Origin of the sequence: Streptomyces sp. SCL15-4 (assembly GCF_033366695.1) — a bacterium.
Lineage (GTDB): Bacteria > Actinomycetota > Actinomycetes > Streptomycetales > Streptomycetaceae > Streptomyces.
The window spans coordinates 4,744,520-4,767,140 of sequence record NZ_JAOBTQ010000001.1 but is presented as its reverse complement, the minus strand read 5'-3'; the positions used below and the strand labels follow the sequence as shown (position 1 = coordinate 4,767,140).

The 22,621-nt window shown below is 73.9% G+C and carries 16 protein-coding genes; 2 read left to right on the top strand and 14 right to left on the bottom strand.

The genetic code is table 11. The features are described 5' to 3' along the window. Positions 1–3 precede the first annotated feature (3 nt). Positions 4–1,401 (bottom strand): PAS domain-containing protein, encoded by a 1,398-nt coding sequence (locus SCK26_RS21065; RefSeq protein WP_318202857.1) that lies wholly within the window; start codon positions 1,399–1,401, stop codon positions 4–6. A gap of 410 nt (positions 1,402–1,811) precedes the next feature. Beyond that, a complete protein-coding gene (pdxH, locus tag SCK26_RS21060; protein WP_318202856.1) occupies positions 1,812–2,498 on the bottom strand; it encodes a pyridoxamine 5'-phosphate oxidase in 687 nt (228 codons plus the stop codon). Positions 2,499–2,674: 176 nt separating this feature from the next. Here pdxH and SCK26_RS21055 point away from each other — a divergent pair, with 176 nt between their 5' ends. Further along, positions 2,675–3,775, top strand: coding sequence for a citrate synthase 2 (locus SCK26_RS21055; RefSeq protein WP_318202855.1), 1,101 nt, complete (start codon positions 2,675–2,677; stop codon positions 3,773–3,775). 28 nt (positions 3,776–3,803) lie between these two features. Here the strand turns inward: SCK26_RS21055 and SCK26_RS21050 are convergent, their stop codons facing one another. The 12 genes from SCK26_RS21050 to SCK26_RS20995 all read right to left on the bottom strand — a co-directional run bounded on the left by SCK26_RS21050 (position 3,804) and on the right by SCK26_RS20995 (position 21,268). Further along, positions 3,804–4,829, bottom strand: coding sequence for an isopenicillin N synthase family dioxygenase (locus tag SCK26_RS21050; protein WP_318202854.1), 1,026 nt, complete (start codon positions 4,827–4,829; stop codon positions 3,804–3,806). A 228-nt stretch (positions 4,830–5,057) separates the two neighbouring features. After that, positions 5,058–5,663 carry a TetR/AcrR family transcriptional regulator gene (locus tag SCK26_RS21045; RefSeq protein WP_318202853.1) on the bottom strand — a complete coding sequence of 202 codons (606 nt, stop codon included), beginning with the start codon at positions 5,661–5,663 and terminating at the stop codon, positions 5,058–5,060. Then, on the bottom strand, positions 5,651–6,397 hold the full coding sequence (locus tag SCK26_RS21040) for an enoyl-CoA hydratase family protein (RefSeq protein WP_318202852.1): 747 nt from the start codon (positions 6,395–6,397) through the stop codon (positions 5,651–5,653). The genes SCK26_RS21045 and SCK26_RS21040 overlap by 13 nt, the downstream gene beginning before the upstream one ends. Before the next feature lie 25 nt (positions 6,398–6,422). After that, a complete protein-coding gene (locus SCK26_RS21035) occupies positions 6,423–7,991 on the bottom strand; it encodes a 4-coumarate--CoA ligase family protein (protein ID WP_318202851.1) in 1,569 nt (522 codons plus the stop codon). A gap of 23 nt (positions 7,992–8,014) precedes the next feature. Further along, positions 8,015–9,175: an acyl-CoA dehydrogenase family protein gene (locus SCK26_RS21030; protein ID WP_318202850.1), complete on the bottom strand. Its 1,161-nt coding sequence runs from the start codon at positions 9,173–9,175 to the stop codon at positions 8,015–8,017. A gap of 7 nt (positions 9,176–9,182) precedes the next feature. Beyond that, positions 9,183–11,036, bottom strand: coding sequence for an acetyl/propionyl/methylcrotonyl-CoA carboxylase subunit alpha (locus SCK26_RS21025; protein WP_318202849.1), 1,854 nt, complete (start codon positions 11,034–11,036; stop codon positions 9,183–9,185). Positions 11,037–11,044: 8 nt separating this feature from the next. Beyond that, positions 11,045–12,643, bottom strand: coding sequence for an acyl-CoA carboxylase subunit beta (locus SCK26_RS21020; protein ID WP_318202848.1), 1,599 nt, complete (start codon positions 12,641–12,643; stop codon positions 11,045–11,047). Then, positions 12,640–14,316 (bottom strand): acyclic terpene utilization AtuA family protein, encoded by a 1,677-nt coding sequence (locus SCK26_RS21015; RefSeq protein WP_318202847.1) that lies wholly within the window; start codon positions 14,314–14,316, stop codon positions 12,640–12,642. The genes SCK26_RS21020 and SCK26_RS21015 overlap by 4 nt, the downstream gene beginning before the upstream one ends. Beyond that, complete coding sequence (locus SCK26_RS21010) at positions 14,313–15,149, bottom strand: TIGR03084 family metal-binding protein (protein WP_318202846.1); 837 nt, start codon at positions 15,147–15,149, stop codon at positions 14,313–14,315. The genes SCK26_RS21015 and SCK26_RS21010 overlap by 4 nt, the downstream gene beginning before the upstream one ends. Before the next feature lie 58 nt (positions 15,150–15,207). Beyond that, entirely contained in the window at positions 15,208–16,887 is a 1,680-nt protein-coding gene (locus SCK26_RS21005; RefSeq protein WP_318202845.1) for an NAD-dependent malic enzyme, read from the bottom strand. An 81-nt stretch (positions 16,888–16,968) separates the two neighbouring features. After that, on the bottom strand, positions 16,969–17,925 hold the full coding sequence (locus tag SCK26_RS21000) for an EamA family transporter (protein WP_318202844.1): 957 nt from the start codon (positions 17,923–17,925) through the stop codon (positions 16,969–16,971). A gap of 163 nt (positions 17,926–18,088) precedes the next feature. Then, positions 18,089–21,268, bottom strand: coding sequence for an FAD-linked oxidase C-terminal domain-containing protein (locus SCK26_RS20995; protein WP_412080767.1), 3,180 nt, complete (start codon positions 21,266–21,268; stop codon positions 18,089–18,091). Positions 21,269–21,424: 156 nt separating this feature from the next. Between SCK26_RS20995 and serC the strand changes: the two genes are divergently transcribed. Then, on the top strand, positions 21,425–22,543 hold the full coding sequence (gene serC, locus SCK26_RS20990) for a phosphoserine transaminase (protein ID WP_318202843.1): 1,119 nt from the start codon (positions 21,425–21,427) through the stop codon (positions 22,541–22,543). Positions 22,544–22,621: the final 78 nt, after the last annotated feature.

Here is a 22,621-nt window from a genome sequence, read left to right as displayed (position 1 = left end):
CGCCTACCGCTCCCGCGCGGCCCCCGCCAGGTCCAAGGCCGCCGCGATCCGCACGGCGACGTCCTCGGCGTAAGCGATGTCCGCCCGCTCGAACCGCGAGCGGCCGGCGCCGCGAAGGAAGGTCACCACGCCCAGCGTCCGTCCGCGGCTGCGCAGCACCGCGCACAGCGCGTGCACCGCGTCGCCGGGCCACTGCCGCTCCAGCGCCCACTCCCGCGCCCGCTCGGCCGGCAGCTCACCGGCCTCCGCGCGCACCGTCCCGGACCGCCGCACGCACTGCCGCGCCGGGTGTCCCTCCGGATAGCGCACGGGCAGCCCGGCCTCGCCCGTCAGCAGGCTCGGCCCCGGCGCGCCGGCGGGCGTGGCCGCGAGCCGGACCAGCCGGACCGGCTCCGCGGCGCCCTCGCCCTCGCCCTCCGTGTGCGGGCCGTCCGCCAGCCGGTCGATCAGGGCGTGGTCGGCGAACCCGGCGAGGGCGAAGTCCAGATGGACGGTGATCGCCTCCGCCGGGTCCTCGCACTCGGCGGCGGCCCGGGCCGCGCGGTGCAGCTGGTTCGACCGGAACCGCAGCAGGGCCGCCTCCTGCTGGTCCTGCCTGGCCTCGGTGACGTCCTGGAACAGCCAGCCGACACCGAGCGGCACCGGCTCCTCGGCGAGCGGCGAGGCCAGCCGCAGGAATCCGTTGCGCCAGCAGCGCCGCCGCTCGCCGTCGGCAGTGCGCACGACCACCCACATCTCGGCGGGCGCGGGCGGCGCGCCCTCGGCCAGGACGTGCGTCAGCGCGGCCTCCAGCTCCTGCGCGCCCTGCGTGAGCAGTTCGCCGAGCGGCCGGCCCAGCGCCGAGGTCCGTCCGACGCCCAGCGCCCGCGCCGCGTAGGCGTTGACCACGGCGGGCCGCAGATCGGCGTCGACGAGGACGACACCCCAGGCGGCGTCCTCGAACAGGGCCTCGCTGAGCGCGATGGACCGCTCCAGGTCGATCTGCGCGTGCACCTCGCTGAACGCGCAGTACACCCCCGCCGGTTTCCCGTCGGGCCCGCGCACGGCGGCCGACTGGGTGCGCACCAGCACCCGCCCGCCGTCCTTGGTGACCAACGCGAACTCGTGCACCTGGCGGCCCGGCGCGTGCATCGCCGACATCAGCCGGACCTGCACGTCCTCGGCGTCGGCGCTGCGCACCGCCCATCCGGCGAACCCGTGCCGTCCGACGGCCTCGGCGGCCGTCCAGCCGAGGATCCGCTCGGCCTCCCGGTTCCAGTGCGTGACGACCCCGTCCGCGTCGAACGCGCACAAGGCCGCGTCCATCCCGTCGAGCAGTGCGGCCAGCAGATCGGAGCCCGGCTCACCGGGCTCGTCCGGCCCCAGCTCGTCCGTGGCCCCACTCCGCCGCGAAGCACTCACCTCGACCCCCTGGAGACTGCGTCCGCGCCTGTTCACACGGCGCCCGGTTCCCTCACTCGCCTTCATTCAACTGGAACGTGACCCAGCCCACACCCTGTTCCCGCAAGAAAAAACAGTTGAGTGCGGCCCGGCCGCTTCCTAGGCTGTCGGTACACGAGAAGGGAGGTGGTTCGGCAGATGTATGAGAACCGGACGCGTGAGGTGGCTGCGGGCTAGCGGCCCGACACCACAGCATGTGCGGTGCCGGACCAGCACGCGAGTGATACGTGCACCCGGCCCAATCCCAAGCAGTCACCCGACCCGCGGGCTGCCGGTACGTCCGGCCGGCTCCTCCTGGAGGAACCCAGCCCGCGGGTCGTCTGCGTTTTCCGTGGCCGTCCCGCGCCTTTCCGCGGGCCCGCGGGCCCGGGTCAGGGGCCGAGGCGTTCCACCGTCCAGGTGCCGTCCGGCCGGGCGGCGTAGCGCAGGCGGTCGTGGAGGCGGTTGGCACGGCCCTGCCAGAACTCGACCGTCTCGGGAGTGACCCGGAAACCGCCCCAGTGCGGCGGCACCGGGACCTGTTCGCCCTCCGGATAGCGGGCCTCCAGCGCGGCGTAGGCCGTGTCGAGTTCGGAGCGGGCGCCGATCACCGCGGACTGGGTGCTGGCCCAGGCGCCCAGCTGGGAGCCGTGCGGGCGGGTGCGGAAGTAGGCCGCGGTCTCGTCGCGGCCGGTGCGCCGGGCCGTGCCGGTGACGATGACCTGGCGGGCCAGCGGGTGCCAGGGGAAGAGCAGCGCGACGTGCGGGTTGCCGGCGAGGTCGAGCGCCTTGCGGGAGCCGTAGTTGGTGTAGAAGACGAAGCCCTCGCTGTCGTACTGCTTCATCAGGACCGTGCGGGAGCTGGGGCGGCCGGCCGCGTCCACCGTGGAGACGACCATGGCGTTGGGCTCGTAGAGCGTGCCGTGCAGGGCCGCCCGGGCGGCGTCCTCGAACCAGCGGGCGAACTGGTCCATCGGATGGGTGGCGAGGTCCTCCTCGGCGAGACCGTCCGCCCGGTACTGCTTGCGCATGGCAGCGGGGTCGAGAACGGGGTCCGGAAGCGGGTCGCGATCGGTCACGCGGTCATCTTGCCGTATAGAACGGGTATGGCACGGGGTGTCGTGTGGTCTCCCCAACCCTGGCACCGGGCGTTATCGTGCTGCTCCCTTTGCGGTGGGTTTCACCACGGGTGACCGCCGGCGCATCGGGGCATCACCGGGGTGACCACCGTCCGCACTTCACGAGGAGCCGCCTGATGTCCGATTTCGTACCCGGGCTCGAAGGAGTCGTCGCGTTCGAGACGGAGATCGCCGAACCGGACAAGGAGGGCGGCGCCCTGCGCTACCGGGGCGTCGACATCGAGGACCTGGTCGGTCACGTCTCGTTCGGCAACGTGTGGGGGCTGCTGGTCGACGGTGCCTTCAACCCCGGCCTGCCGCCCGCCGAACCGTTCCCGATCCCGGTGCACTCCGGTGACATCCGGGTGGACGTGCAGTCCGCGCTCGCCATGCTCGCCCCCGTGTGGGGACTGCGGCCGCTGCTCGACATCGACGAGCGGCGGGCCCGCGAGGACCTCGCCCGGGCCGCGGTCATGGCCCTGTCCTACGTCGCCCAGTCCGCGCGCGGCCAAGGACTGCCGATGGTGCCGCAGCGGGAGATCGACAAGGCTCACTCGGTGGTCGAGCGGTTCATGATCCGCTGGCGCGGCGAGCCGGACCCCCGGCATGTCGCGGCCGTGGACGCCTACTGGACGTCCGCCGCCGAACACGGCATGAACGCCTCCACCTTCACCGCCCGGGTCATCGCCTCCACGGGCGCCGACGTCGCCGCCGCGCTGTCGGGCGCGGTGGGCGCGATGTCCGGGCCGCTGCACGGCGGCGCGCCCTCCCGCGTGCTCGGGATGATCGAGGAGATCGAGCGCACGGGTGACGCGGAGGCGTACGTCAAGGGGGCCCTGGACCGCGGCGAGCGGCTGATGGGCTTCGGGCACCGGGTGTACCGGGCCGAGGACCCGCGGGCCCGGGTGCTGCGGCGCACCGCGCGGGAGCTGGGCGCGCCGCGGTTCGAGGTGGCCGAGGCGCTGGAGAAGGCCGCGCTGGAGGAGCTGCACAACCGGCGGCCGGACCGGGTGCTGGCCACGAACGTGGAGTTCTGGGCCGCGATCGTGCTGGACTTCGCCGAGGTGCCGGCGCACATGTTCACGTCCATGTTCACGTGCGCCCGCACCGCGGGCTGGTCCGCGCACATCCTGGAGCAGAAGCGGACCGGGCGGCTGGTGCGGCCGTCGGCGCGGTACGTGGGACCGGGACCGCGCAGTCCCCGGGACATCGAGGGCTTCGGGGCCATCGCCCACTGAGCCGCGGCCCCGTGCCCCGGGCACCCGGTCAGGCGGGCGTCAGCAGGTTCCCGTGGTGCCGCTCCGCCACCAGCGGGTGGGCCCTCAGCTTTCCCTTGAGTTCGTTGTGGCCGTACTCGGCGTACAGGGGGTTCGCCGGGTCGGTGGTGACGCCGGGGGCCTCGGCGGCGTACGGGAACGGCAGGGGGGCGATCCGCGCGTCCAGGCGGGGGTTGTAGAAGAACGGCACCGAGTAGCGCTCGGTGGCGCCGGGCGGGCTGACGACGCGGTGGTTGGTGGCCAGCAGATAGCCGTTGGTCGCCACCTCCAGCAGTTCGCCGAGGTTGACGACGAAGGCGCCCGGAAGAGGCGGTACGTCGTGGAAGCGGCCGTCCTCGCGCTGGACCTGGAGGCCGCCGACCGTGTCCTGGAGGAGCAGGGTGAGGAAGCCGTAGTCCTTGTGGGCGCCGACGCCCTGGTCGGCGCCGTCGGCCGCGCTGCCGGGGTAGCGGACGAGCTTGAGGTGCGGGTGGGCGTGCTCGCCGAAGAGCGGGTCGTAGAAGCCGGCCGGGGCGCCGATGGCGGTCAACAGCTCGCGCAGCAGACGGTGGGCGACCGCGCCGAGCCGGTCGATCCAGGCGAGGGCGGCGGTGCGCAGCCCGGGCAGGGCGGCGGGCCACTGGTTGGGGCCCTGGAGCCACCAGTACGGGGGCTCGCCGGGGCCGGGGACCCGGGCGGGGCGTTCGGCGCCGATGTCGAGCTGGTCGCGCCAGTCGCGGGCGCCTCCGGTGCGCTCGTCACCGGTACGGGTGTAGCCCCTGAAATGCGGCGAGTTGACGTTGTCGAGGGCGAGCCGGTCGGCCTCGGGGAGGGCGAAGAAGGCGCGCATGGCGGTGAGCAGCGCGTCCGTCTCGGCCCGGGTCACGCCGTGCCCGACGAGCTGGAAGAAGCCGACGTCGTGGGCGGCGCTGTGCAGCTGGGCGTGGAGCAGGGCGCGGGCCTGCGGGCCGCGGTCGGCGGCCGACAGGTCGATGATCGGAAGCTGGTCGTACGACGTCGCTGTGTGCGTGGTCATGGTGCGTCCGCGGGTGTACGGGGCACGGGTGGCCGCCGAGGGGTACGAGCGGCCCCCGGGTGCCGGAAAAGGAAGGAGAAAAGGGAGATACAGGGGGCTGTCAGGCGGAGACGCGCCGACAACCCATGCTCGTGACGCGCACGTAGTCCACGTGGCGGCGGCGGACGAGCATCGGAAGCATGGGCCAAGGGTAACGCGCTCCGTGAGAAGCCCCGCCGTACGGCCCGTTCAGTCCAGCGCGTCCGCCAGCAGCGCCGCCCACTGGGCGACGACCCGTTCGCGGCGGGCGGCGTCGTCGGTGAGGAGGTTGGCCAGGCCCAGGCCGCGGGCCATGTCGAGCAGGCCCTGGACGGTCTCGCGGACGCCGGGACGGGACTCGTCGGCGCCGAGGAGGTCGACGGCTATGCGGTGGGTCTCCCGGCCCACCCGGGCCTCCAGTTCGGTGACGCGCGGACGCAGCTGCTCCTCGTCGCCGGCGGCGACCCACAGGTGCAGCGCGGCGCGGAAGAGCGGGCCGGTGTAGAGGTCGACGAGGGCGGCGACGACGGCCCGGCGGTCCGCGGGGCCGTCCGGGAACAGGGCCCGCAGCGCCAGCGAGCGTTCCTCGGAGACGTACTCGACGGCCGCCGTGAAGAGGTCCTCCCGGGTCGGGAAGTGGTGCTGGGCGGCGCCCCGGGAGACGCCGGCGCGTTCGGCGACGACGGCGACCGTGGAGCCCGCCCAGCCGTGCTCGGCGAGGCAGGCCACGGCGGCCTCCAGGAGCCGCTGCCGGGTGGCCCGGCTGCGGTCCTGCTTGGGCACGCGCTCGCGTTCGGTCGTCCTCACACCACCCATGCCGCCTCACGTCTTTCCAGGAAGGCCGTCATCCCCTCCCGGGCCTGGCCCGAGGAGAACAACCGGGCCGTCAGCGCGGTCAGTCCGGCCGCGTCCCGGTCGAATGTCTCCAGCACCCTAGCCGTGAGCAGCCGTTTCGTCTCGGCCAGGGCCTCGGGGGAGGCGCGGCGCAGGCCGTCCAGGACGGGCGCGAGGGCGTCGTCCACGTCGTCCGCCGTCGCCGTCAGCAGGCCCAGGCGCACGGCCTCGGCAGGGCCGAAGCGTTCACCGGTGAGGTAGTAGCGGGCGACGGCGCGGGGGTCGGCGCGCGGGAGGACCGGCAGGGAGATCACGGCGGGGGCGACGCCGATGCGCACCTCGGTGAAGGCGAAGGTGGCCGCGGTGGAGGCGGCGGCGATGTCGCAGGCGGCGAGCAGGCCGAGGCCGCCGGCGCGGACATGGCCGGCGACCCGGGCGACGACCGGCTTGGGCAGCTCCACGATCCGCCGCAGCAGGGCCACCAGGGCGTCCGGATCGGGCGGGTCGCGCAGGTCGGCGCCGGCGCAGAACGTCGTACCGGTGTGGGTGAGGACCACGGCCCGTACCCCGGGGTCCGCGCCGCAGTCGGCCAGGGCGTCGGCGAGCCGGGCGACGAGGGCCGCGGACAGCGCGTTGCGGGTCCCGGTGGCGTCGAGGCTGAGGGTTTCCACGGCTCGCGTGCGGCTGCGGCCGATCGGCGCGGCGGGGTCGGTCATGGGTGCTCCCTGGTCGGCGGGCCGGTCATGCCTGTTCCCTGAGCCGGCGGCGCAGGATCTTTCCGGAGGCGGCGCGGGGCACGCCGGCGGTGAAGGTGATCCGGCGGACGCGTTTGTACGGGGCGACGCGTGCGGCGACGAACCCGAGGATCTCGTCCTCGGTCGGGCCGGCGGCGCCGGGCCGGCGGACGACGAAGGCGTGCGGGATCTCGTTGCCGTCCTCGTCGCGGGCGCCGATCACGGCGGCGTCGGCGATGCCGGGGTGGGTGAGCAGCAGGGCCTCCAGTTCGGCGGGCGCCACTTGGTAGCCCTTGTACTTGATGAGTTCCTTCACCCGGTCCACGACGAACAGCCAGCCGTCCTCGTCGGTGTGTCCGACGTCCCCGGTGTGCAGCCAGCCGTCGGGGTCGATCAGGGCGGCGGTGGCGTCGGGGCGGCCGAGGTAGCCCTTCATCACCTGCGGGCCGCGGATCAGGATCTCGCCCTCCTCGCCGGGGCCGAGGTCCCGGCCGGAGCCGTCCAGGGAGACGATCCGCATCTCGGTGCCGGCCACCAGCCGGCCGACCGTGCCGGCGGGGGCCTCGCGCAGCCGGTCCAGGGGGACGACATGGGTGCCGGGCGACAGCTCCGTCATGCCGTACGCCTGGCCGATCGGGGGCAGGCCGAGCCGTTCGGAGCAGGCGCGGGCGAGCCGGGCGTCCAGCGGGGCGGCGGCGCTGATGACGTACTCCAGCGAGGAGAGGTCGTAGCGGCCGGCCGCGGGGTGCTTGGCGAGGGCGAGGACGATCGGCGGGGCCACGTACAGGCCGGTGACGCGGTGTTCCTCGATGGCGGCGAGGAACACCTCCAGCTCGAAGCGGGGCAGGACGACGACGGTGGCGCCCTTGCGCAGGGGCGCGTTCATCAGCGCGGTGAGGCCGTAGATGTGGAAGAACGGCAGGACGGCGAGGACGCGGTCGCCGGGCCCGGCCGGGACGGCGGACTCCAGCTGGGCGAGGTTGGTGGCGATCTGCCGGTGGGTGAGCATCACGCCTTTGGGAGTGCCGGTGGTGCCGGAGGAGTACGGCAGCACGGCGATGTCCTCGGCCGGGTCGATGGCGATCCGTGGTTCGGGAGCGGTGGTGGCGAGCAGGGTGGTCAGCGAGCGGTGGCCGGGCGCGGTGTCGCACACCAGGATCTCCCGTACGCCGCCCGCCAGTTCGGCGGCGCGGCGGGCGGTGTGGAGCAGCGGGGAGACGGTGACGATCCAGCGGGCCGCGCTGTCGCGCAGCTGCCGGGCGAACTCCTCGGCGGTGGCGAGCGGGTGCGCGGTGGTGACGGTGGCGCCGGCGCGGGTGGCGGCGTAGAACGCGGTCGGGAAGGCGACGGTGTTGGGGCTGTGCAGGGCGAGGACGTCGCCCTTGCGTACGCCGCTGTCGGCGAGGGCGGCGGCGAGGCGCCGGTGGAACCGGTCCACCTGCTCGTACGTGAGGGTGGTGCCGTCCGTGCCGTCGATCAGCGCGGGCCGGTCGCCGAAGGCGGCGGCGCCGCCGAGGACGGCGTCGTGGATGGGGAGTTCTACCGGCGGGACGTCTGCGTACTCGCTGCGGAACACGGTTCCTCCTCAGGCGGGGCCGCTCAGTACGACTTGGGCAGTCCGAGGCTCTGGTGGGAGACGTAGTTGAGGATCATCTCGCGGCTCACCGGGGCGATGCGGGCCACGCGGGCGGCGGTGATCAGCGAGGCGAGCCCGAACTCGCGGGTGAGGCCGTTGCCGCCGAGGGTGTGCACGGCCTGGTCGACGGCCCGCACGCACGCCTCGCCCGCCGCGTACTTGGCCATGTTGGCGGCCTCGCCCGCGCCCATGTCGTCACCGGCGTCGTAGAGATGGGCCGCTTTCTGCATCATCAGCCGGGCCAGCTCCAGGTCGATGTGGGCCTGCGCCAGAGGGTGGGCGATGGCCTGGTGGGCGCCGATGGGTGCCTTCCAGACCGTGCGCTCCCGGGCGTACTCGACGGCTCTGGAAAGGGCGTAGCGGCCCATGCCGATCGCGAACGCGGCCGTCATGATCCGCTCCGGGTTCAGCCCGGCGAACAGTTGCAGCAGCCCGGCGTCCTCGTCGCCGACCAGCGCGTCGGCGGGCAGCCGGACGTCGTCCAGGACCAGCTCGAACTGCTTCTCGGCCGCGTTGAGTTCCATGGGGATGAGGTGTTTGCGGAAGCCCTCGGCGTCCGTCGGGACGATGAACAGGCAGGGCTTGAGGATGCCGGTGCGGGCGTCCTCGGTGCGGCCGACGATCAGGACGGCGTCGGCCGTGTCGACACCGGAGACGAACACCTTGCGGCCGGTGAGCAGCCAGTCGGTGCCGTCGCGGCGGGCCGTGGTGGTGATGCGGTGGCTGTTGGAGCCGGCGTCGGGCTCGGTGATGCCGAAGGCCATGAGGCGGGTGCCGTCGGCGAGCCCGGGCAGCCACCGCCGCTTCTGTTCCTCCGTGCCGAAGCGGGAGATCACCGTGCCGCAGATGGCGGGTGACACCACGAGCATGAGCAGGGGCGAGCCGGCGGCGCCCAGTTCCTCCAGGACGAGGGAGAGTTCGGCGATACCGCCGCCTCCGCCGCCGTACTCCTCGGGGAGGTTGACGCCGAGATAGCCGAGCCTGCCCGCGTCGGACCAGAGTTCGGCGGGGGCTCTGCCCTCGGCGACCGTGCGGATGACGTAGTCGCGGCCGTAGCGCTTGCCGAGGGCGGCCACCGCGGCGCGCAGGGCCTTGTGTTCGTCGGACTCGATGACGGCGGTCATGGGTCTCCTAGGAAGGGGTTTCCTGCACTACTGCCAGGACCGTGCCCGGCTCGACCTGCTGTCCGGGCCTGGCGTGCAGGGCGGTGAGGGTTCCGGCGGCCGGCGCCGAGATCAGGTGCTGCATCTTCATCGCCTCCACCCATACGAGTCCCTGGCCCGCCTGAACCGTTGCCCCTTCCGCCAGACCCTCGGCGACCCGGACGACCGTGCCCGGCATCGGGGCGACCAGGGAGCCGGGGGCGAGCCGGACGGCGGGGTCGGGGAAGCGGGGCAGGGCGGTGAGACGCGACGTGTTGACGTGGACCTGGTCGCCGTAGCGGGCGACGGCGAACTTCCGCCGGACTCCGTCGACGTCGAGGACGACGAGCCGCGCGTCGGCGTGGACGACCCGGACCCCGTCGGCGGCGAGGCCGTCCCGCGTGTGCCGGTAGCGGACCTCGTGCTCCTCGCCGCCCATCTCGTACCGCTTCACCTGCGGCTGCGAGGGCACGTTGCGCCAGCCGCCGAACCGGGAGCGGCCGTGGGCGTCGGCGAGGGCGGCGGCCAGAGGAGCGTACGGGTCGTGGGCGGCCTCGGTCAGCGCGCCGAGGTGTCGGTCGTAGAACCCGGTGTCCATGCGGGCCGCCGTGAACTCCTCGTGCCGCAGTGAGCGCACCAGCAGGTCCCGGTTGGTGACCGGGCCGTGGATCACGGCGGACTCCAGCGCGCCGGCGAGCCGGCGGATCGCCTCGGCCCGGGTGGGGGCGTGGGCGACGACCTTGGCGAGCAGGGCGTCGTAGTGGACGCCGATGGTGTCGCCGTCGGCGCAGCCGGTGTCCAGGCGGACGCCGTCCGGTACGGCGAGCCGGTGCAGGGTGCCGGTCTGGGGCGCCCAGTCGCGGGCCGGGTCCTCGGCGTAGAGGCGGGCCTCGACGGCGTGCCCGCGCGCGCGTGGAGGCTCGTTGCCCAGAGCGTGGCCCTCGGCGATACGGATCTGCTCGGCGACCAGGTCGAGCCCGAACACGGCTTCCGTGACGGGGTGTTCGACCTGGAGGCGGGTGTTCATCTCCAGGAAGTGGGCGCGGCCGTCGGCGACCAGGAACTCGACCGTGCCGGCGCCCGTGTACGACACGGCGCGGGCGGCGCGTACGGCCAGCGCCCGCAGCTCCTCGGCGAGCCCCTTGGTGAGCCCGGGCGCCGGGGCCTCCTCGATGACCTTCTGGTGGCGGCGCTGAAGGGAGCAGTCCCGGGTGCCGAGCGGCCAGACGGTGCCGTGGGTGTCGGCGAGGATCTGCACCTCCACATGGCGGCCGTGCTCCAGGTACGGCTCCACGAAGACCTCGCCGTCGCCGAAGGCGCTCGCGGCCTCGGCGCGCGCGCCCTCCAGCGCGGCCCGCAGCTCCTCCAGGCGGCGCACGATCCGCATCCCGCGCCCGCCGCCGCCCGCCGCCGCCTTCACCAGGACCGGCAGGTCGGCCTCGCTCACCTTCGCCGGGTCCAGCGGGGCGAGGCCCATCAGCCGCTTGGCGCGGATCTTGGACGCCATGGCCTCGATGGCCTCCGGCGGCGGGCCGATCCAGACCAGGCCGGCGTCCAGCACGGCGCGGGCGAAGCCGGCGTTCTCGGAGAGGAAGCCGTAGCCCGGGTGCACGGCGTCGGCGCCGGCGGCCAGGGCCGCCCGCACGATCAGGTCGCCGCGCAGGTAGGTGTCGGCGGGCGCCGCGCCCGGCAGCCGTACCGCCGTGTCGGCCACGCGCGCGTGCAGCGCCTCCGCGTCGGCGTCGGAGTGCACCGCGACCGTCCTGATGCCCAGCTCACGGCAGGTACGGAAGACACGGCAGGCGATCTCGCCCCGGTTCGCGACGAGCACACTGGAAATCATGTGGTCCCTCACATCCGGAAGACGCCGAAGCCGCCGCGCGCGCCCTCGTAGGGCGCGGTGTGCAGGGCCGAGAGGCACAGGCCGAGGACGGTACGGGTGTCGCGCGGGTCGATGACGCCGTCGTCGTACAGCCGCCCGGACAGGAACATCGGCAGCGACTCGGCCTCGATCTGCTGTTCCACCATGGCGCGCAGGGCCGCGTCCGCGTCCTCGTCGTACGGCTGCCCCTTGGCCGCCGCCGACTGCCGGGCGACGATCGACAGCACGCCGGCGAGCTGCTGCGGTCCCATGACGGCGGACTTCGCGCCGGGCCAGGCGAACAGGAACCGGGGGTCGTAGGCCCGGCCGCACATGCCGTAGTGCCCGGCGCCGTACGACGCGCCCATGAGCACCGACAGATGCGGCACCCGGCTGTTGCTGACCGCGTTGATCATCATCGAGCCGTGCTTGATGATCCCGCCCTGCTCGTACTCCTTGCCGACCATGTAGCCGGTGGTGTTGTGCAGGAACAGCAGCGGGATGTCGCGCTGGTTGGCGAGCTGGATGAACTGGGCGGCCTTCTGCGACTCGGCGCTGAACAGCACGCCCCGGGCGTTGGCCAGGATGCCGACGGGGTAGCCGTGCAGGGCGGCCCAGCCGGTGACCAGGCTCGTGCCGTACAGCGGCTTGAACTCGTCGAAGTCCGAGCCGTCCACGATCCTGGCGATCACCTCGCGCGGGTCGAACGGGGTCTTCAGGTCGTCCGGGACGATGCCGAGCAGTTCCTCGGGGTCGTACCTGGGCGGCTCGGCCGGGCCGGGGTCCGGGTGGGCCTTGCGGTGGTTCAGGCGGGCCACGACGCGGCGCGCCCGGCGCAGCGCGTCCGGCTCGTCCAGCGCGAAGTAGTCGGCGAGGCCCGACACACGGGCGTGCATCTCGGCGCCGCCCAGCGATTCGTCGTCGCTCTCCTCTCCGGTGGCCATCTTCACCAGCGGCGGCCCGCCGAGGAACACCTTCGCCCGCTCCTTGACCATGATCACGTGGTCGGACATGCCGGGGATGTAGGCGCCGCCGGCGGTGGAGTTGCCGAAGACGACGGCGATGGTCGGGATGCCGGCCGCGGACAGCCGGGTGAGGTCGCGGAAGATCGCCCCGCCGGGGATGAAGATCTCCTTCTGGGAGGGCAGATCGGCGCCGCCGGACTCCACGAGGCTGATGCAGGGCAGCCGGTTGGCGAGGGCGATGTCGTTCGCGCGCAGCGCCTTCTTCAGGCTCCAGGGGTTGCTGGCGCCGCCGCGCACGGTCGGGTCGTTGGCGGTGATCAGGCACTCCACGCCCTCGACCACGCCGATCCCGGTGACGAGGGAGGCGCCGACGGGATACTCGCTGCCCCAGGCGGCCAGCGGGGACAGCTCCAGGAACGGGGTGTCGGGGTCGAGCAGCAGCTCGATCCGCTCCCGGGCGAGCAGCTTGCCGCGCCGCCGGTGCCGGGTGACGTACTTCTCGCCGCCGCCCGCGAGCGCCTTGGCGTGCTCGGCCGCCAGGTCGGCGAGCTTGGCGAGCATCGCCTCGCGGTGGGCCCGGTGGTCGGGTGCGGTGGGGTCGACAGCGGTCTGCAGAACCGTCAAAGCAGGGCCTCCGGGATGTCCAGGTGGCGGGAGCGCAGCCATTCGCCGAGGGCCTTGGCCTGCGGGTCGAAGCGAGCTTGCGCGGCGACGCCGGCGCCGAGGATGCCCTCGACGACGAAGTTGAGGGCGCGCAGGTTCGGCAGCGGGTGCCGGGTGACGGGCAGGTCGCGGCTCTCGGGGAGCAGCCGCCGGAAGGTGTCGGTCGTCAGCGTGTGGGCGAGCCACCGCCAGGCGTCCTCGGACCGGGCCCACACCCCGACGTTGGCGTTCCCGCCCTTGTCCCCGCTGCGCGCCCCGACGACCAGTCCGAGAGGCGCCCGCCGGGCCGGCCCGGGCGGGAGGGGTTCCGGGAGGGGCGGCTCCGGTACGGCGGCCAGGGGGCGCGTCTCGTGGGGCGGGGGGACGGGGATTCGGCGTCCGTCGTGGAGGACGGCCATATGTGCGGCGGCCCCATGGGGCACGTACACATCCTCGAAGACCCCATAGGGAGCGCCCTTTCCGGGTGGGGCCAGCACATGGAAGCCGGGATAGCTGGCCAGGGCGAGTTCCACCGCGGCTCCGCTCAGCGCCCGGCCCACGACCTGCTGGTCCGGATCGCGTACGACGAGCCGCAGCAGTGCGCTGGCCGTCTCCTCGGTGTCCGCGTCGGCCCGGTCGGTGCGCACCAGGTCCCACCGCACGTGGCGGGGCGGCGCCTTGGCGAGCGCGCCGGCCAGCTGCTCCCGCACCAGGGCCGCCTTGGCCTCGATGTCGAGCCCGGTGAGGACGAAGACGACCTCGTTGCGGAAGCCGCCGAGCCGGTTGAGCCCCACCTTGAGCGTGGGCGGCGGCGCCTCTCCGCGCACCCCTTCGATCCGCACCCGGTCCGGACCCTCCGGGCCGAGCCGTACGGTGTCCAGCCGGGCGGTGACGTCCGGACCCGCGTACCGGGCGCCGCCGGTCTCGTACAGCAGCTGGGCGGTGACCGTGCCCACGTCCACGAAGCCGCCCGTGCCGGGGTGCTTGGTGATCACGCTGCTGCCGTCGGCGTGGATCTCGGCGAGCGGGAAGCCGGGCCGGCGTACGTCTCCTTCGCCGAAGAAGGCGTAGTTCCCGCCGGTCGCCTGGGTGCCGCACTCCAGTACGTGGCCGGCGACGACGGCACCGGCGAGCCGGTCGAAGTCGGCCGGCCGCCAGCCGAAGTGGGCGGCGGCGGGCCCGGTGACCAGGGCCGCGTCGGTCACCCGGCCGGTGACCACCACGTCGGCGCCGGCCCGCAGGCACTCGGCGATGCCGAAGCCTCCGAGGTAGGCGTGGGCGGCGAGGGTGCCGGGGTGGGCGGCGGTCAGGTCGTCTCCCTCGACGTGCGCGACCCGCGCCGGGATGCCGAGCCGGTCCGCCAGCCGCCGTATCTCCTCGGCGAGTCGGGCCGGGTCGAGGCCGCCCGCGTTGGTGACGATGCGCACGCCGCGTTCACGGGCGAGGCCGAGGCAGTCCTCCAGCTGGCGCGGGAAGGTGCGGGCGTATCCGGCTGACGGGTCCTTCAGCCGGTCGCGGCCGAGGATGAGCATGGTGAGTTCGGCGAGGTAGTCACCGGTGAGGACGTCGACCTCGCCGCCGGTGAGCATCTCGCGCAGGGCGTCGAAGCGGTCGCCGTAGAAGCCGGAGAAGTTCCCGATGCGCAGCGGTCTCACCGGCCGTCCTCCTCCCCCGGGCCGCCGGCCTCCGGCGCCGGACGTTCGGTCCGCTCGCGCGGGCGGTCGGTGCCGGGTGGGCCCGCGAAGGCCTGGGCGATGCCGAGCCAGCGGTCGGCGTCCGGGCCTTCGGCCGTCAGGGCGAGATCGGCGCGGTGGGCGCGCCGGGTGACCAGGAGGCAGAAGTCCAGGGCGGGTCCGGTGACGCGCTGCTCCGCGTCCTCGGGGCCGTACGCCCACACCTCGCCCGAGGGCGCGCGCAGTTCGACCCGGAACTCCTTGTGCGGCGGCGCCAGTCCGCGCACCCCGTAGGCGAAGTCGCGGGTGCGCACCCCGAGTCGGACCACATGCCGGAGCCGGTCGGTGGGTGGGCGCACCACACTCAGGGCGTCGGCGACGTCCTGTCCGTGGGCCCAGGTCTCCATGAGCCGGGCCGTGGCCATGGAGGCGGCGGACATGGGCGGGCCGTACCAGGGGAAGCGGGCGCCGGGCGGGGCCTGGAGCAGGGCCTCGCCGAGAGCGGTGCGCCCGGCCCGCCAGGTGGCCAGCAGTCCGGCCGGCGGGAGCGCGGCGCCCTCCTCGGCTCCCTCGTCCACGAACGAGCCGGGAGCGGCGAGCGCCTTCTCCACCAGCGGCTGGAAGGCGTCGGGGTCGGTGACGGCGAGCAGGGCCGAGCGGTCGGTCCAGGCGAGGTGCGCGATCTGGTGGGCGATGGTCCAGCCGGCCGCGGGGGTCGGCAGCCGCCACCGCTCCGGGCTCAACTCGGCTACCAGATGGTCGAGTTCACGGCTTTCGGCACGCAGGTCGTCGATGACGGGCGTCGGGTCGGCCATGGGGGGAGCATGGCAGCGGCGTTAGAAACAATCAAGCGTGCTTGCATTAATTAGGCCGTCATACCGCTTCCAGGGGCGGATAGACCGGCTCCCAGCGGGCCGCCCGCACCGCGGCCTCGACGTCGTGCGGGGCGACTCGGGCCACGCCCTCGTCCACCGCGGCCCGGACCACGGCCACCGCGACCGCCTCGGAGGTGGCGCGCAGCTCGCGGATCGGCGGAAGGACCGGCGCGTCCAGCCGGGCGACCCGCGCGTCCGCGGTCCGGCGGGCCACCGCGTCGGCCGCCGCGCGCAGCATCCGGTCGGTGACCCGCACGGCGCGGGCGACGATCGTGCCGAGCCCGAGGCCCGGGAAGACCAGCGCGTTGTTGGCCTGGCCGATCTCGTACGTCGTGCCGTTCCGCTCCACCGGGGCGAACGGGCTGCCGGTGGCCACCAGCGCCTTGCCGTCGGTCCATGCGAGCAGGTCGGCGGGGGTGGCCTCGGCCAGGTCGGTCGGGTTGGACAGGGGCAGGATGATCGGGCGCGCGGTGTGCCGGGCCATCTCGCGGACGATGTCCCGCGAGAACGCGCCGCCCTGGCCGGAGGTCCCGATGAGGACGGTCGGGCGGACCCGGCGGACCACCTCCGCCAGCGGGATGCCGGGCAGGCTCCCGCCCCGGCGCCAGCCGTCGGTCTCGCCGGCGGGACGGGCGTACGGCCGCTGGACGTCACGGAGCTTGTCGCCCTGGTCGTCGGTGAGCAGGCCGTACCGGTCGACGCACCAGAAACGGGCGAGGGCCTGCTCCTCGGACAGGCCCTCGGCGATCAGGGCGTCGCGCAGCTGGTCGGCGACTCCGATGCCGGCGGTGCCCGCGCCGAAGACGACGATCCGGTGCTCCGGCAGCGGCACTTCGGCGGCGCGGACGCCGGACAGGACGGCGGCGAGGTTGACGGCTCCGGTGCCCTGGATGTCGTCGTTGAAGGTGCAGACCCGGTCGCGGTAGTGGTCGAGGACGCGGTGGGCGTTCGCCGTGCCGAAGTCCTCCCAGTGCAGCAGGGCGCCGGGGAAGAGCCGGGTGGCGGTGGTGACGTAGGCGTCGATGAAGGCGTCGTAGGCGGCGCGGCCGACGCGGGAGTGGCGGTTGCCGAGGTAGAGGGGGTTGTCGAGGAGTTCGCGGCGGTTGGTGCCGACGTCGAGCATGACCGGCAGGGTGCGGCGCGGGTCGATGCCGGCGGCGGCGGTGTAGACGGCGAGCTTGCCGACCGCGATGTCGATGCCGCCGACGCCCCAGTCCCCGATGCCGAGGATGCCCTCGCCGTCGGTGGCCACGATCAGGTCGACATCGCCGGCGCCCAGGCCGCTCGCGCGCAGGGAGCGTTCGATGTCGCCGGGGGCGTCCACGGAGAGGTAGACGCCGCGCGGGCGGCGGTACTCGGTGCTGTAGCGGCGGATCGCCGTGCCGACGGTGGGGGTGTAGACGATGGGCAGCATCTCTTCGAGGTGGTCGCCGACGAGCCGGTAGAACAGCACCTCGTTGCGGTCGTGCAGCGCGGTCAGGTTGACGCTCTTGGCCAGGTCGTCCGGCTGCTCCCGGAACTGGCCGTAGGCGCGTTCGGCCTGCTGGTCCTGGGTGAGCACGCGCGGCGGGACGAGCCCGACGAGGTCCAGGGCCCGGCGCTCCGCCTCCGTGAACGCCGTGCCGCGGTTGATCCGGGGGTCGCCGAGCACGGCACGTCCACGGGCAGTGACCTTCATATGCCCCACTTTTTCACAAAGCGGGCACCTGTGCGCGAGCGGACGGTTACCTGGCGTGACGGCTGGGTGGCGCCGCGAACTTTAGCGGTCACCGTTCGGCAGGGTGGCCTTGCCCCGGCCGATCTGGGTGCGGACCGCGCCGATGCTCGCCGCGATGACCAGCGCGATGGCGGCCGCCTGGGCGGGCGCGAGGGACTGGCCCAGGACGAGGAAGCCGGCCGTGGCGGCGATGGCGGGTTCCAGGCTCATGAGGATGGCGAAGGTGGAGGCCGGCAGGCGGCGCAGGGCCAGGAGTTCCAGGGTGTAGGGCAGCACCGAGGAGAGCACGGCCACGGCGGAGCCGAGGGCGATGGTGGTGGGGTCCAGCAGACGGGTGCCGGCCTCGGCGATGCCGAGCGGGAGGAAGAGCAGCGCCGCCACCGCCATGGCCAGAGCCAGGCCGTCGGCCTGGGGGAAGCGGCGGCCCGTGCGGGCGCTGAAGATTATGTAGGCCGCCCACATGGCGCCGGCGCCCAGGGCGAAAGCGACACCTATGGGGTCCAGTTCGCCGAAGCCTCCTCCGCCGAGCAGGAACACGCCCGCGAGGGCGAGGCCGGCCCAGAGGGCGTTGATCGCACGGCGGGAGGCCAGGACGGACAGAGCCAGCGGGCCGAGGACTTCGAGGGTCACGGCCGGGCCCAGCGGGATACGGTCGACCGCCTCGTAGAACAGGCCGTTCATCGCCCCCATCGCGATGCCGAAGACCACCACCGTGCCCCAGTCGGCGCGCGAGTGGCCGCGCAGCCGGGGCCGGCAGACCAGGAGGAGGACGATCGCCGCCGCGAGGAGGCGCAGGGCCACCACGCCCAGCGCGCCCGCCCGGGGCATCAGGGTGACCGCCAGCGCGCCGCCGAACTGCACCGAGATGCCGCCGGCCAGCACCAGCCCGACGGGCCCGAGGGAGGTGAGGCGGCCGGGGGCGTCCGGCGACGGTGACGGGGATGCCGGTGACGTCTGTGACGTCGAGTTCGCGGTGCTGGGGGTGTTGACGGTGCTCACGGCGGTCCCGGTGGCTCGGATCAGATCATGTACAACTCCATGTACTACCTAGTCCAGGGTAATGGACTCCGTCAGGAGTGTGAACCCCTTATGGAGCTGTCCTGGATGGTGAGATACGGGCTTCTCGGATGTCGGGCCGGGCTTTGTGAAGTCGAGTGTGGCCTCATGCATCGGGCGGGCCCCCTGCCTCCAGCGCCTGCGCCAGCACCTCCGCCAGGTGGCGGCCCCGGACGCCGGCGAGCTGGTCCAGCTGGGTGCGGCAGGAGAAGCCGTCGGCGAGGATCACCGTGTCCGCGGGGGCCTGCCGTACCGAGGGCAGGAGCCGCTCCTCCGCGCAGGCCCGGGACACCTCGAAGTGACCCTTCTCGAAGCCGAAGTTGCCCGCCAGGCCGCAGCAGCCTCCGCTCAGTTCGCCGGTGAGACCGGCGGCGGCGCGCAACCGGCGGTCGGCGGTGTCACCGAGCACCGCGTGCTGGTGGCAGTGGGTCTGGCCGGCCACCGGACGGTCGACGGCGGGCGGGGTCCAGTGCGGGGCGTGCCGCTCCAGGGTCTCGGCGAAGGTGCGGACCGCGGCGGACAGCCGGGCCGCGCGCGGGTCGTCGGGCAGGAGTTCCGGCAGGTCGGTGCGGAGGGCGGCGGCGCAGCTCGGTTCCAGGACGACGACCGGGACCCCGGCCCGCAGCACCGGTTCCATCAGGTCCAGGGTGCGGCGCAGCACCGCGCGGGCGCGGTCGAGCTGACCGGTGGAGACGTAGGTCAGGCCGCAGCAGACCCTGGCCCGGCGGGCGGTGAGCAGCGCGGCCGCCGACCGGGTCCGGCCGTCGGCGATCGCTCCCTTGCGGGGCAGCAGCGTCGGCGGGAGGGCCACCCGCAGTCCGGCGGCCTCCAGCACGCGGACGGCGGCCTGCCCGACGGACGGCGAGAGGTGTTCGGTGAAGGTGTCGGGCCAGAGCACTACGAGGTCGCCGGGGGTGGAGGCGGAGTGGTCGCCGGGAGCGGGTGCGGAGTGGTCGCCGGGAGCGGAAGAGGACCGGTCGCCGGGCGCGGACGCGGAATGGTCGCCGGGAGCGGAAGAGGACCGGTCGCCGGCGTGCGGGACGTGGCCGTTCGCCGCGGGCCGGTCGTCGGCGTGCGGCACAGCTCCGCCCGTCGCGCGCGGAGCGGGCCGGTCGCCGGTGCCCGGTGCCGGCCGGTCGCCGGAGTGCGGGACGGCCGCGCCCGGTGTCGGCTTCCGCCCGCGCCACCAGGCGGTGAACGTCTGGGGCGCCAGGAGCGGGATGTTCCGTTCCGGTGCTATTCCGGCCAGGTGTTTGCCGAGGCCGGCGAGGGGGCGGATGGCCGCCAGGGCGTTGAGCAGCGGGGCCAGGCGGGTGCGGGACGTCCAGTGGAGCCATTCCGGGAGGCGGCCCATGCTGTGGTGGGCGGCGGGGCGGCGGCGGTGGGCGTAGTGGTGGTGGAGGAACTCGGCCTTGTAGGTGGCCATGTCCACGCCGGCCGGGCAGTCCGAGCGGCAGCCCTTGCAGGACAGGCAGAGGTCGAGGGCGCCCAGGACCTCCGTGGACTGCCAGCCGTCGGTGACCAGGTCGCCCGCCAGCATCTCGTGCAGCAGCCGGGCCCGGCCCCGGGTGGAGTGCTCCTCCTCGCCGGTCGCCCGGAAGGAGGGGCACATCACGGCCGGGCCGGTCGCGGTCGCCGTACGGCACTTGGCCACGCCGACGCAGCGGCGGACGGCCGCGCGGAAGTCGCCTCCGTCGGCCGGGTAGGCGAAGGCCACGTCGACCGGGCGGCGGGGCAGCACCGAGAAGCGCAGGTTCTCGTCCAGCCGGGCCGGGCGGACCAGCATGCCGGGGTTGAGGAGGTCGTCCGGGTCCCACACCGCCTTGGTCCGCTCGAACAGCCGAACCATGTCGGCGCCGTACATCCGCGGCAGCAGTTCCGCGCGGGCCTGGCCGTCGCCGTGCTCCCCGGACAGGGAGCCGCCGTGGGCCACGACCAGGTCGGCCAGTTCCTCGGAGAAGCGGCGGAAGCGGCCGACGCCCGCCTCGGTGAGCAGGTCGAAGTCGATACGGACGTGGATACAGCCGTCGCCGAAGTGGCCGTACGGCGTGCCGCGCAGTCCGTGCGCGGCCAGCAGCGCGCGGAAGTCGCGCAGGTAGCCGCCGAGGCGGGCGGGCGGGACCGCGCAGTCCTCCCAGCCGGGCCAGGCCTCGGAGCCGTCGGGCATCCGGGTGGCGGTGCCGGCCGCGTCCTCCCGGATGCGCCACAGGGTCCGCTGGGCGGCCGGGTCGGTGACCACCAGGGAGTCCACGACATCGGCGGCGCGCACGATCTCCTCCGCACGCGCGCGTGCCTGGCCCGCCGTCTCCCCGCCGGTCTCCACGAACAGCCAGGCGCCGCCCCGGGGCAGCCCCGCCCCGGCCGGGACGAGGTCGGCGGCCATGCCCTCCACCGTGAGCGGCCCGAGCGGCAGCAGGCCCGCGGCGGCCTCGGCGGCGGCGCTCTCGTCGGCGTACGCCAGCACGGCCAGCGCTCGCGCGCGGGGGTTCTCCACCAGGCGGACCACGGCCTCGGTGAGGATGCCGAGGGTGCCCTCGGAGCCGCAGAAGGAGCGGGCGACGTCCGCGCCCTTCTCGGGCAGCAGCGCGTCCAGCGCGTACCCGGAGATCCGGCGGGGCAGGTGCGGGAATCCGGTCCGCAGCCGGGCCAGTTCGCCCTCGGCCAGCTCGCGCAGTCCGTCCGGGGCGCCGGCCCATCCCTGCCCGAGCCGGAGCCGCCGTCCGCGCGCGGTGACCACGGACAGCTGCCGCACACTGTCCGCGGTCGTGCCCCAGGCGACCGAATGGGAGCCGCACGAGTTGTTGCCGATCATCCCGCCGAGCGTGCACCTGCTGTGCGTGGAGGGATCGGGGCCGAACCGCAGTCCGTGCGGGGCGGCGGCCTCCTGGAGCCGGTCGAGGACGAGCCCCGGCTGCACCACGGCCGTACGACTGCCCGGGTCCAGCTCCACCAGAGCGGTCATGTGCCGGGTGAAGTCCAGCACCACGCCGGTGCCCGTCGCCTGCCCCGCGATGGACGTGCCCCCGCCGCGCGCCACCACCGGCACCCCGCGCTCCCGGCCCACCTCCAGCACGGCCGCCACGTCGTCGGCGTCTCTCGGGGCGACGACGCCCAGCGGGACCCGCCGGTAATTGGACGCGTCCATGGTGACCAGCGCCCGGGCGGTCACATCGAACCCGACCTCGCCCCGGACGGCCTTGCGCAGCGCCTCCGCGAGCGCGGCTACCTCCGTGACCCCGGTGTCCGTGACTCCGGCGTCCGCAGCAACATCCGCACGATCCGTCATGCGTCCAGGATGCATCCGACCACGGACCGTCACCGAAAGTTATCCACAGCCCCGCGCGGATCGTCGTACAACCTCACAAGCCCACGACCTGGCATTCTTGTCTCATCGAACGGACAGGACTGCACCCGGGCTTCCCTCAGCGGCTAACCTCCTTTTGTGGCCGACATCCAGATTCCCGCTGACATCAAGCCCGCCGACGGACGTTTCGGCGCTGGCCCCTCCAAGGTGCGGACCGAGGCGCTGGACGCCCTCGCCGCCACCGGCACGTCCCTGCTGGGCACCTCCCACCGTCAGGCGCCGGTCAAGAACCTGGTCGGCAAGGTCCGCGAGGGCATCTCCGAGCTGTTCTCCCTGCCCGAGGGCTACGAGGTCGTCCTCGGCAACGGCGGCTCCACCGCCTTCTGGGACATCGCCACGCACGGCCTGATCGAGAACAAGTCGCAGCACCTGACCTTCGGCGAGTTCTCCTCCAAGTTCGCCAAGGCCGCGAAGCTCGCGCCCTGGCTGGCCGAGCCGACCGTCGTCGCCGCCGACCCCGGCACCCACCCCGACCCCCGGGCCGAGGCGGGCGTCGACGTCTACGCCCTCACCCACAACGAGACCTCCACCGGTGTCGCCATGCCGATCAAGCGCGTGGCCGGCGCCGACGAGGGCGCGCTCGTCCTCGTGGACGCCACCTCGGGCGCGGGCGGCCTGCCGGTCGACGTCGCCGAGACCGACGTCTACTACTTCGCCCCGCAGAAGTCCTTCGCCTCCGACGGCGGCCTGTGGATCGGCGTCTTCTCCCCCGCCGCCGTCGAGCGCGCCGAGCGCGTCCACGCGTCCGGCCGCCACATCCCGGAGTTCTTCTCGCTCCCCACGGCGATCGACAACTCCCGCAAGAACCAGACGTACAACACCCCGGCCCTCGCCACCCTCTTCCTGCTGAACGAGCAGCTGGAGTGGCTCAACGGCCAGGGCGGCCTCGCCTGGTCCACGGCCCGCACGAAGGACTCCTCGACCCGCCTGTACACCTGGGCCGAAGAGTCCAAGTACGCCACCCCGTTCGTCGCCGACCCGGCCAAGCGCTCCCAGGTCATCGGCACGATCGACTTCGCCGACGAGATCGACGCCGCCGCCGTCGCCAAGGTGCTGCGCGCGAACGGCATCGTGGACACCGAGCCGTACCGCAAGCTCGGCCGCAACCAGCTGCGCATCGCGATGTTCCCGGCGATCGACCCGGCGGACGTCGAGGCCCTGACGAAGTGCGTCGACTACGTGATCGAGAAGCTCTGACCTTCCGAGTACGCCACGAAGGGCGCCCGGCACTCGCCGGGCGCCCTTCGTGTGTCCGATGCGATGACCTACACGGGA

Excerpts from the sequence above, each read along its gene's own strand:
- SCK26_RS21050 (WP_318202854.1), bottom strand. The coding sequence starts at position 4,829 with ATGACCACGCACACAGCGACGTCGTACGACCAGCTTCCGATCATCGAC.
- SCK26_RS21040 (WP_318202852.1), bottom strand. The coding sequence starts at position 6,397 with ATGACCGACCCCGCCGCGCCGATCGGCCGCAGCCGCACGCGAGCCGTG.
- SCK26_RS21025 (WP_318202849.1), bottom strand. The coding sequence starts at position 11,036 with ATGATTTCCAGTGTGCTCGTCGCGAACCGGGGCGAGATCGCCTGCCGT.
- SCK26_RS21005 (WP_318202845.1), bottom strand. The coding sequence starts at position 16,887 with ATGAAGGTCACTGCCCGTGGACGTGCCGTGCTCGGCGACCCCCGGATC.
- SCK26_RS20995 (WP_412080767.1), bottom strand. The coding sequence starts at position 21,268 with ATGACGGATCGTGCGGATGTTGCTGCGGACGCCGGAGTCACGGACACC.
- SCK26_RS21030 (WP_318202850.1), bottom strand. The coding sequence starts at position 9,175 with ATGACCGCCGTCATCGAGTCCGACGAACACAAGGCCCTGCGCGCCGCG.
- SCK26_RS21010 (WP_318202846.1), bottom strand. The coding sequence starts at position 15,149 with ATGGCCGACCCGACGCCCGTCATCGACGACCTGCGTGCCGAAAGCCGT.
- SCK26_RS21055 (WP_318202855.1), top strand. The coding sequence starts at position 2,675 with ATGTCCGATTTCGTACCCGGGCTCGAAGGAGTCGTCGCGTTCGAGACG.
- SCK26_RS21045 (WP_318202853.1), bottom strand. The coding sequence starts at position 5,663 with ATGGGTGGTGTGAGGACGACCGAACGCGAGCGCGTGCCCAAGCAGGAC.